The 10,688-nt window shown below is 50.1% G+C and carries 8 protein-coding genes and 1 pseudogene; 1 reads left to right on the top strand and 8 read right to left on the bottom strand.

What is annotated here, in order from left to right:
* Positions 1 to 141 precede the first annotated feature (141 nt).
* Genes SMC1_RS06370 through SMC1_RS06385 form a run of 4 tightly spaced genes read right to left on the bottom strand, consistent with a single transcriptional unit; the run spans position 142 to position 5,154 of the window.
* Positions 142 to 945, bottom strand: a complete 804-nt coding sequence (locus SMC1_RS06370; RefSeq protein WP_207799333.1) for a class II aldolase/adducin family protein — start codon at positions 943 to 945, stop codon at positions 142 to 144.
* Positions 945 to 2,444, bottom strand: a complete 1,500-nt coding sequence (gene araA / locus SMC1_RS06375; RefSeq protein ID WP_119085943.1) for an L-arabinose isomerase — start codon at positions 2,442 to 2,444, stop codon at positions 945 to 947. The genes SMC1_RS06370 and araA overlap by 1 nt, the downstream gene beginning before the upstream one ends.
* The gene (locus SMC1_RS06380; RefSeq protein ID WP_119085944.1) at positions 2,441 to 4,141 is read right to left on the bottom strand and encodes a ribulokinase; all 1,701 of its coding nucleotides are present in this window, start codon (positions 4,139 to 4,141) and stop codon (positions 2,441 to 2,443) included. Before SMC1_RS06380 ends, araA begins: the two co-directional genes overlap by 4 nt.
* Entirely contained in the window at positions 4,138 to 5,154 is a 1,017-nt protein-coding gene (locus tag SMC1_RS06385; protein ID WP_119085945.1) for a LacI family DNA-binding transcriptional regulator, read from the bottom strand. The genes SMC1_RS06380 and SMC1_RS06385 overlap by 4 nt, the downstream gene beginning before the upstream one ends.
* Positions 5,155 to 6,021: 867 nt before the next feature.
* Here SMC1_RS06385 and SMC1_RS11020 point away from each other — a divergent pair.
* Entirely contained in the window at positions 6,022 to 6,486 is a 465-nt protein-coding gene (locus tag SMC1_RS11020) for a hypothetical protein (RefSeq protein WP_243626513.1), read from the top strand.
* A gap of 237 nt (positions 6,487 to 6,723) precedes the next feature.
* On the opposite strand, the pseudogene SMC1_RS11280 reads toward SMC1_RS11020, so the two are convergent.
* The 4 genes and pseudogenes from SMC1_RS11280 to SMC1_RS06420 all read right to left on the bottom strand — a co-directional run.
* Positions 6,724 to 6,792: pseudogene (locus SMC1_RS11280) on the bottom strand (DUF4147 domain-containing protein); the annotation flags it as partial.
* A 181-nt stretch (positions 6,793 to 6,973) separates the two neighbouring features.
* Entirely contained in the window at positions 6,974 to 7,669 is a 696-nt protein-coding gene (locus SMC1_RS06410) for an aspartate/glutamate racemase family protein (RefSeq protein ID WP_207799334.1), read from the bottom strand.
* Complete coding sequence (locus SMC1_RS06415) at positions 7,666 to 8,955, bottom strand: dicarboxylate/amino acid:cation symporter (protein WP_119085951.1); 1,290 nt, start codon at positions 8,953 to 8,955, stop codon at positions 7,666 to 7,668. Before SMC1_RS06415 ends, SMC1_RS06410 begins: the two co-directional genes overlap by 4 nt.
* 239 nt (positions 8,956 to 9,194) lie before the next feature.
* Complete coding sequence (locus tag SMC1_RS06420) at positions 9,195 to 10,565, bottom strand: C69 family dipeptidase (RefSeq protein ID WP_119085952.1); 1,371 nt, start codon at positions 10,563 to 10,565, stop codon at positions 9,195 to 9,197.
* Between the last annotated feature and the right edge of the window lie 123 nt (positions 10,566 to 10,688).

Genomic DNA, 10,688 nt, shown 5'->3' on the forward strand with positions numbered 1-10,688 from the left:
TCAACAGAATCACAGGCAAAAGTCAAATGTTCTTGCACCTCCTTCTCGCCCCTGATTATTTGTGGTACTTTTCTTACTGTACCACAAGAGTTTTGTCGCCACGCGACAAAACTCGAAACCAGTCCCTGTAAGCTGCTATGCTTACTTTGAGCTAACAGGACTGGTCTGGCCATAGTACGCATTCGGTCCATGCTTTCGCCGGTAATGCTTGTTCACGATGTAGTCAGGCAGCGGCACAGCAGACGGGTTGATCTGGAGAGTCAATAGCGCCATCCGGGCAATCTCTTCGAGAACAGCCCCGTTATACACTGCTTTTGCTGCGCTCGGTCCCCAGGCAAAGGGTCCGTGACCGCCGACAAGGACCATCGAAACCTCGTCCGGGTTGAGAGGAGCCGCCGCACTAGGACCTGATATACCGCTCCCCTCAACCGAGCCGTGCGAGTCCGCCGTACCAGCCAACCCTTTCCTGAACGTTTCCACAATCAAGTTCCCGGTTTCCAGTTCGTATTCCCGTTCCACTGCTTCGCGGGAGAGATACGGGGTACAGGGAACAGCGATCTGGATATGGTCAGCATGAGTTGTTCCGAAAAGCGGAATTGACCGGCAAGCTTGTGCCCATGCAACGGCATAGGTTGAATGCGTATGAATAATACCGCGGACGAGTGCGGCACCATTAACAGTAAATTCACGATAAAGAACTGTATGAGTCGGGGTATCGGAAGACGGATTTAATGTTCCTTCGACAACCTTTCCTTCAAGATCGACAATCACCATGTCTTGCGGCTTGAGGTCGAGATACGGCACCCCAGAAGGTTTTATCGCGAATACCCCCTTCCGTGGATCGAAGGCCGACACATTACCCCAAGTGTACAGTGCAAGACCGCGCACAGGTATCTCCCTGTTTGCGGACCAGGCTTCCTCTTTAAGCGAGGCATATTCGGACATTATTTTCTCCAGGCGGCAGCATTCCACCGGAGTTCATTCCGGAAGGAGGCTACATTGGTATTTTTGTCGATCACGACACATTCGATACCGACCATCTCGGCCCAGTCCCGGACCATGTCCGTGGTAACAATATTCGAATATGCGGTATGGTGTCCGCCGCCAGCGAGTATCCAGCTTTCGGCCGATACCCGGAGATTCGGTTCGGGCCTCCAGAGCACATGGGCAATGGGAAGCTTCGGGAAGTCCTTCGGGGGCGCAACCACATTGACCTCATTGAGAACGCAGCGGAAACGGCTACCGAAATCCACAATAGCGGTACAAATTGCAGGTCCTGCCTTTCCGGTAAATACGAGCCGGGCAGGATCTTCCTTGTCACCGATTCCGAGCTGGTGCACTTCGAGGCGCGGCTTTCCGGCGGCAATAGTCGGACACACTTCAAGCATGTGGGCTCCGAGGTCCATCTCGTTTCCCTTTTCGAAGTGATACGTGTAGTCTTCCATAAAGGAATCACCGAACCCCTTACCACCAAGACCCGCGGACATCACTTTAAAGGTACGCACCATCGCAGCGGTCTTCCAATCGCCTTCTCCGGCAAAACCGAAACCGTCCGCCATCAGGCGCTGGCAAGCAAGACCGGGAAGCTGCTTCATACCATACAGATCCTGAAAGTTAGTGGTAAAGGCATTAGACTTCGTGTCTTTGAAAAAAGCGCGCATGGCAATTTCAATCCGTGCCTGCTCCCGGATAGACTTAAGCACAAAGTTCTTGTCCTTGCCCCAGACAATTTTATAGTCGGCTTCGTACAATTTAACCAGCTTGTCGATCTCGGCATCGGTCACCTTTGCTATATACGCGACTAGATCACCGATTCCATAATATGGCACGGACCAGCCGAGCTGGATCATTGCCTCGACCTTGTCACCGTCGGTTACCGCAACATCACGCATGTTGTCACCAAAACGTGCAATTCGCAGATTCTTGCCGTCAGCAACAGCACAGCCTGCGCGCATCCAGAGTGCAATTCGCTCGCGGGTTTCAGTGTCACTCCAGTGACCGACAACAACCTTGCGCGGTATTTCCATGCGTGCAGTGATAAATCCAAACTCGCGATCTCCGTGTGCGGACTGATTTAAATTCATGAAATCCATATCCATGGTGTCATACGGAATGTCGCGGTTGAACTGGGTATTGAACTGGAGGAGTGGTTTCTTATAGGATGAAAGACCGGCGATCCACATCTTGGCAGGAGAGAAGGTATGCATCCAGGCGACAACGCCCGCGCAGGAAGGATCGGCATTTGCCTGCTCGAGCACGGCACGGATATCGTCTGCGGTAGTAAGCGTCGGTTTCCACACGAGCTTGCAGGGCATCTGCTTGTCTGCATTGAATGCTTCTACAATTTTTTTCGAATCGTTGGCGACCTGGCGGAGAGTTTCATCTCCATAAAGATGCTGGCTTCCGGTCAAAAACCAAAATTCATACTGATTCAGGTTGATTATCTTGTTTCTCCTTCAATAAATTGCCCAAGTTTACGGAATTTTTCGTAGAGCTTGTTGTAGATCGCCACACGGGCAGGATCAGGTTTGTGGATCCGTTCGGTACCAGCGGAAAGGGCTTTTTGCGCAGTAAAGATATCGGGATAGAGCCCGGCTGCGGTTGCCGCGAAAACAGCGGCACCGATTGCACAAGACTGGTCCCCGGCTGTTACATGGATATCACGGTTTATAACGTCAGAAAGAATCTGCATACCAAGTTTGCTCTTTCGGGCCACACCGCCAATTGCCATGACCTTCTGTATATTAATCCCGCCATCCTCGAAGCATTCAATAATCGAGCGGGCACCGAAGGCAGTTGCCTCGAGCAGGGCCCGCATAATTGCCGGAGCATCGGTTCCGAGATTGATTCCGGTAATAGCGGCGGTCAGGTTCTGGTTCGCGAAGGGAGTCCGGCGGCCGTTCACCCAGTCAAGCGCAAGCACGGAAGATTCTGTCGGCTCGATATGCGAAGCAGCTTCTTCCAGAGTACGGAGAATCGCCTTTTCAATTTTCTCGAGATCGAGATCCTTCGCATCTGGATCAGATGCAACCAGATTTTGTATCGGCCACATCAGCAGATTGCGGAACCAGGCAAAGTAGTCACCGTACGCGGACTGTCCGGCTTCATAACCGATCCAGTCGGGTACAACAGAGCCGTCTACCTGTCCGCAGATTCCGGCGATCAGGTGTTCTTTTTGCCCGGCGGCCGGTTTCGGTCCGATGATGACGTCGCAACTCGAGGTTCCGATACTCTTTACCAGCGTCCCCGGAGCAGCGCCACCGCCGACTGCTCCGATATGCGCATCGTATACACCGACACAGACAATAACGGATTCGGGAAGCCCGAGTTTCTGTGCCCATTCGGGGGTGAGCGTTCCGGCAGATACATCTGTTGTCCAAGTATCGGTTCCGAGCGAATCGCGGATATCGGAGAGTTTCGGATCAAGTTTGTCGAAAAATTCGCGCGGCGGATATCCGCCCCATTCTGCATGCCACATAATTTTGTGACCGGCGGCACAGCGGCTCCGCTTTATTACATCGGGATTTGTTGTCCCTGTCATGACCGCAGTTATCCAGTCGCAGTGTTCTATTCCGGTGTAAGCAGCCTTTGTTACCTTCGGGTTCTTGCGGACTGTGTGAAGCAGTTTTGCCCAGAACCATTCCGATGAATATACCCCGCCCATATACTTGGTAAAATCAGTTCCACCCCAGGAACGCGAAACTCTGTTGATTTCGTCAGCTTCCTGGACTGACGTGTGGTCCTTCCAGAGTATGAACATGGCATCGGGATCTTCCGCAAAGGCAGGCAAGAGAGAGAGGGGCGTACCGAAACGGTCCGCAAGCACGGGCGTTGACCCTGTGGTGTCGACAGAGATAGCGCGTATTCTACCGCTGATTGAACCTTTGTCGGTACGGGATCGGGCAGTATCTGCTTCACGGATTGCACCGGTTACCGCTTCGACGAGACTCTCGGTATAATCGAGCGGATGCTGGCGGAACTGGTTTTCTTTCGGATCGCAGTAGAGACCCTTTTTCCAGCGTGGATAATGCGCTACATGCGAACCGGCGACTCTTCCGTCGGCTGCATCAAGTATTACCACTCGTACCGAATCGGTTCCGAAATCGGCACCAATAACAAAATGCTCGTTGGGAGTAATCATAATAGGTTCTCCTTGAAATAGATGTCAAATGGCATATCGATTTGCGGTGTCGGTTCTTCTTCAAGCACGATCTTTCTATATAACTGATACAAAGCATGATGACCCTGTTCTTCCGGTCGTTGGGAAATCAAGCAATCAATTTTCCCATTTTCTAAATGCTGCACATTTTCTGTAACAAGATCGTATCCGATGATCGAGATATCTTTTTTTCGGCCCCTTGCATCAATAAAGTCGGCAATCTTGTGACCGATAGAAGAAACGGCGAAGATTCCCTTCAGATCGGGATTTCGGCGCAGTGTATCCTCCAGAATCTGGTAGGTTTCGTCCATGTGAAGCTCGGAACAGACAATATCAAGAACCTTCACATCCGGTCGGGAAGAAAACCATGCATTAAACCCGCGGGCACGTTCATTCAGGTTGAATGCTTCGGTATATGGACGGACAGTCGCATATGGACCATTTGAGCGCGAGACCAGATCCATCATTTTTCCGGCGAGATATCCTCCACGGAAAGGATCCTGCGCAACAGTTGAAACAGGACGTGCACCAGGGAGTGGCGAGTCAAGTAATGTGTATAATGGCTGGCCTTCCTGCCCCATAAGCAGCACAAGGGTTTCTTCCTGCATGACCGGCGCAATAATGTATGCACAGCAGCCGGAAGCGGTCATCCTTTCGAATGCACTGACCAGCGAGGCACGATCCGGGCGGACAAAGTTGAACAGCTCGATTTTGAACGAAAAAGCGGAAAGCTCTTCTGCAGCCTTGAGAATACCATCATAGATCAAGTTCCAGTACCCGCTTTCTTTTTCCAGTCCGGGAATCAGCACACCAATCCGGAAAACCCTGTTGCGTTTCAAATGCCGGGCCAGCGGATTCGGTCGATAACCTTCTGCATCTATAATATCCTGTATGCGCTGCCTCGTTTCGGGGGCTACTCGGCCGCGCATATGTAAGACACGATCTACAGTCCCGATCGAAACACCGGCACGCTTGGCTATCTCTATTACAGTCATTCAGTTTGCCTCAATTAGTATGCGTGTACCTACACTCAAATGCTAACAGAAGAACTATTAGAAGTCAATGGGCGCATCGACTCATTCAAAACGGAGGTGAAGGATGACAGAATACTGCTGATCCTTTGGATGAGAACAGAGCAGTGGGAATGGAGCTCACGATGCCCCCGAGGATGTTAGTCCAATCCCCCCGAGGATGTTGTCCCCCGAGCACTTTCTCTCAATGCGAGGGGTGCTGCCGTATCCGAGGGGCGTACTCGGAGGGGCGGTTCCAGGAACGGGGGAAGCTCACGATGGTCAAGGCACAGGCATATCTGAAGGCAGGGAAGACAAGGAAGTCGGAGGTGTTGGACGATTTCTGTGAGGAGACGGGATACTGCAGGAGACATGCCGCTCTTTGTGGAAAACCTCACAGCCCATGGACATCTCCATCTGGAGGACGAGACACGGCGGCTTCTCCTGCAGATGAGTCCTGCCACGACCCTCCGGCTCCTGGCAGGGGAGAGGCGGACGTATCGTCTGCACGGGCTCTGCCATACTCAGAGCACCCCTCTGGGTGGCAGGATTCCCATTCAGACATGCATGGACCCCTCCGCTGGACATCCCCAGCGTCCCCCCATGGACCTGGTGGGTCGCTGCGGCGGTCCATGACGGTGAACCTGTCCTGCTGGTCATCGTCCGCTTTTGGCTGGAGACTCTCCTGTCATCACCCGAGCTGCGGTCGCTGGACCCGTAACGGAACTGCCCGGACGGGAGTCCCGTCCGGGCAGTGCAGAGTACGCGAGTATCAGGTTCTAGTAGATCGAATCCGGAACGTAGTACTTGGCTGCGTTGTCCTTTGTGACCAGGTCGGCCGACAGGATGACCTTGGCCGGGAACGGACATGTTGCGGACGCCGTAGACGCCGAGAGTAACAGCCGTGGCTGCCATGGAGACTGGATAGGTGACGTCACATGGAACGAACTCGGAGCCGTCCCCGCGGGTCTCGAGGCAGAGGTCGGCGAGCCAGCACTGGGCATCTCCGCCACTGAAGGGACCGAACTCGACGTACTTACCGACCGCCTGACGAAGCTCGTCGAGACAGTTGCCGGGACGGTCGCAGCCAGGCAGATGGTGACGCACCCACAAGCAGCAGAGCTCACGATCGCCGACCGCGCGCTGCGCGATTTCATGAACTCAGCCGCGACGGCTCCGGCAGATGTCCTCGCGTATCTTCTCGGCGAAGCCCGTGAAGCGATGCAACGGCTTGTGGGTGAGCACATCGCCCCCGACGAGATCCTCCGCAATACCTCCAATCACCTTGGCAACCTCACCCGCTTCGCCCTGAACTGATGATCCAAGGTAAGGGGTATTATGATCTTTGCTTTTGAAGAATAATTCCATTTCGGTACAGGCTTCGTAATTGGTTGCAACAAGTATATTGTAAAAATTACACGACAATGTTTCTCCTTTTTTCAATGTCTCCATTACTTCTCCTCTGAGCCCTTTTCTATGACACTTGACATAGAACTTGGGGACCGAGTCAAGGAGTTTATATTCCTCAAGCACTGAATAAGCATCGTCAAATGTCGGTGAATCAAAATATGTAGGTCCTGAAGCAATCGCCTCAAGAGGGTCGCCAATTACATCGGATACTATGAGAGAAACAACAGTACCATCTCTATGGAATGATAGCCTGCTCGATCGATTGTATCGAGTATAGGTAGCATTTCATCAGTACTCATTCGCGTAGCTATAAGCGACTGCTGGGCATCCCTGAGTACTGTTTCTGTAATTGCCACTTTATGCATACAAAATCACCCCCCATTTCAATAAGACATCACCTTCCTGTAGCAAAATTAGCTATTTCCTTTGCAAGACAAGATGTTGCGTCAATGACAGGAAGAGAAGGTTCAAAATACTTCAACAAAATTGGAAGCTCTGTACACCCAAGTATCACTAATTCGCTCCCAAGGAATTTCATATGCTCAATGATCTCTTCAAAAGCTTGGACATTTTCTTCCATTTTTCCGGCCTTGATAGAATAGACGATTTTCATCACTTCATGTTGTTTTTCTTCTATAGGGGTGATGATTCTGTACCGTTCAACCTCAAATATGTTGTGATATACCCTTCCAATTATTGTCCCATCGGTTGCAAGAAGTCCAATATTCTTAGAGTTCTCGAAACTTCTCTTTATTGTGTTTAAAGTGCTTTCAATAATACTTATGAATGGTAAAGGAGTGGCCTTTCTTATATCTTCAACAAAATAATGGGCAGTGTTGCATGGCATACACAACACATCAACATTTGCTTTCTCAAGGGTTTTTACTGATTTCAATATGTAAGGAAGAGGATTCTCGCCCTTTCCAAGAAGAAAGGCCGTTCTATCTGGTATCTGTGGGAAATCATCAATGATAATATGGATATGATCCTGATCTCTTTTTGCAGGAGTAGCCTTTAATATCTTGTAAAAGAGGTCCAGCGTTGCCGCTGGACCCATTCCTCCAATAATGCCTAGAGTCTTTGCTTTCACTTCCATTTGTCTAAGTTTAGTTCCCCTTCGGTTTTTGCAACTATTGCAGTCCCCACAAGATCCCCCGTTATATTGATCGATGTTCTACCCATATCAAGAATTGCATCGATTCCAAGGACCATTGCATAGGCTGCCGCAACTGCCGAGCCTGCCTCAACTTTCAGCCCAACTGAATTTAGAACCAACAGAAGCATTATGGCCCCTGCACCTGGTACACCTGCAGTTCCAATTGATGCAAGTGTTGCAGTTAAGATTACTATCATTTGTTGAGCAAAAGTAAGTTTCATACCAATTGCAAATGCCACAAATAGGCAACAAACCCCCTGATAAATTGCAGTGCCATCCATATTGATAGTTGCGCCGAGTGGGAGCGTGAAAGAATAGATTCCCTTGGGAATCCCCATATTCTCATCGGCACATTTCATCGTAGTAGGAAGAGTAGCATTGCTACTTCTTGTTACAAATGCGGTAACCATTGCTTCTTTAGCCATCCGTAGGAACTTAAACAAGCTTAGTTTATAAATGGCTAAGGCTCCTCCATAGGTCACAATCACTTGTGCTACAAGCGCAAGATAAACAGTAAGAGTTACAAGACCCAATGGACCTGCAACTTTTGCTCCCTGGGTTCCAAACACTACTGCAAGGAGAGCAAAAACGCCTATAGGGGCATATTGTAGAATCCATCTCACAATTAAGAGCATTACCTCGACAACGCCCTCAGACAAAACTAAGATACTTTCAGCCGCATGCTTTAATCGTTCCTCCTTGCTTTCTTTGAGGAATGAAAGTCCTATTCCAAATAGAATTGCAAAGAAGATAATCGGAAGGACAGCACCTGCGGAAAGTGCAGCAAAAGGGTTCGTTGGAACAAGATTCAACAGAGTGTCAATTATTGAAGGTGCTACAAGTTCCGTAACTTTATCTGCACCTCCAGCAAGTGCTAGTCCCAAGCCTGGATGTAGAATGTTTCCAAAGAAGAGACCGATTGCAACTGCAACTGCTGTTGTAAGAAAGTAATACACTATTATCTTAACACCAACTCTTCCAAGTCTAGCCGGGCTTATACTAGCTGATCCAGTTATAAGTGAGAAGAAAACCACAGGGACAACGATCATCTGTAGTAAACGAATAAGAAGATCACCAAAAGGCTTGATTACAGCAATTTTTGGACCTACAATCAGTCCTACAATGGCCCCAAGGATAAGACCAAAGAGAATTCTCAGAAGCAGATTGGATTTAAAGTACCAATCCATAAAACCTCTCTTCTTTTTCTCTACCTCTTCCATTCTATTACCCCCCAAAGTTAGAATTTTGTGAAGCCAACTTTTCGGGTCTTTCTTCTCTTCCTGCCTCCTTTAGATTACCTCCTTTAGATCAGTTTAACTACTACTAGACCGCATAATTTCTCCGGAGCTGCAGAACTCAAGATCGTATCCGAAATCTCTCAATGTACATTCTAGAGCTCCGCATGATCGTGCTCAAAGATGGCGTAAGCAGCAGTTTCAATTACGGGCTGGTCGGCAATTCAGCGCTTCTCAAGGGCATCCCTAGAGTGCACGATCGTCTGGATAACATCAGCATACGAATCGTTTGCCAGATCCTGAACGTCCTGGAACGCCCACCAGGCACGGCTAGGACGATACAGCAGGTCTCCTACAGGCACATTGAAGTGGGTAGCCATCCCGTTCGCAGGGGTTAGCCAACCGTAGCCAGTAGGTACTTTGGTGATTCCCAGATACCAGGGCACATACGGGCTTGTGCAGGGGTTCAGTGTGGCGCGCCAGACGCACGTGAATTCGGGCTGCTCACGGAACTGGATGATAAGGCTCTCCATGGTTGTCCCAGAGCAGATTGTGCGCACGCCCGTTTGGTGCGGGTTGATGGCGTATCCATTGCTCAGATCATCGGAAGTTCCCTCATAGTGAGACCGTAGAATTCCCTTGATGGTATCCAGATCAACCAACTTCAGTGGTTTTACAGAGAAAGCCTGGACGTCCGTAGGCGCTTTCCCGAGGAGGACCGTTAAGGCATTCTTTTGACGGACGATGTTGCCTGCCTGATTTGCTGTTGGGCTCTGATAGGCCACCGCGAAATCAAAGTCGCTGTAGGAACCCGCTACAGCAGGCGTATACCAGCCACGGCTTATGGCGTAAGTGATGATGTCTGGAGAAGCTATAAAGTTTGCTGTGTCTTTCAGGTCCACCTGATGAATAGTGTACCAGTTTGGAATAAACATGGCTTGGTCGTCTGGAATTCGTTCCGCCACGTAGTGCTTGCCTTTAACAACCTGCAGAATCCAGCCTTCATTTTTATCCACAATTGAGTACGCACGTCCCGAAGCGATGTACCCGTACTGATCGAGAAGGGCAGCAGCTAACTCAACGCCCTCCCTGGCTGTTTTGGCCCGCTGGGCGATTAGGACTCTTAGCCCGTAGCCGATCCCGCCGTCTGTTAATCCGGGTTTATCCTCACGCGAGGGGGAGCAGCTATTACTGACAATTGCGACGCCCCATTGGTTGATAAAGAAATCACTAAAAGATGCACTCCAGCTGGCTCTGGTCTCGGACCACAAATAAGCCCAAGTCTGTTCAACTTGAGGAATCTTAGCGGCTGTCGCCTCGAAGGTTAAGAGCTCACCAAGCTTGTGAGTCGCTGCGGGAACCTTGTACTGCACCATCACGTTGTCCCCGTTGTCCTCATTGTGACCAAGGAGGACTTCCCCGGTCGCCGAAGCCTTTTTGCCTACGATAATAGTGCTACAGTCCTCGAGGACGGGATCTTCTTCCGCAGACACTTTGTCGACAGCGAATGCGGAACCGACCAAGCTGACCGCCAAAAATAGGGCCAGTACCACACATATAATCTTGCCCATCTTGCTCTTCAACTTCTCTTCCATTCTATTGCCCCCCAAAGTTAGAATTTTGTGAAGCCAACTTTTCGGGTCTTTCTTCTCTTCCTGCCTCCTTTAGATCAGTTTAGCTACTACTAGACCGCATAATTTCTCCGTAGCTCGAGAAAC

It is taken from the genome of Candidatus Cryosericum septentrionale, assembly GCF_003570995.1.
GTDB lineage: Bacteria > Caldisericota > Caldisericia > Cryosericales > Cryosericaceae > Cryosericum > Cryosericum septentrionale.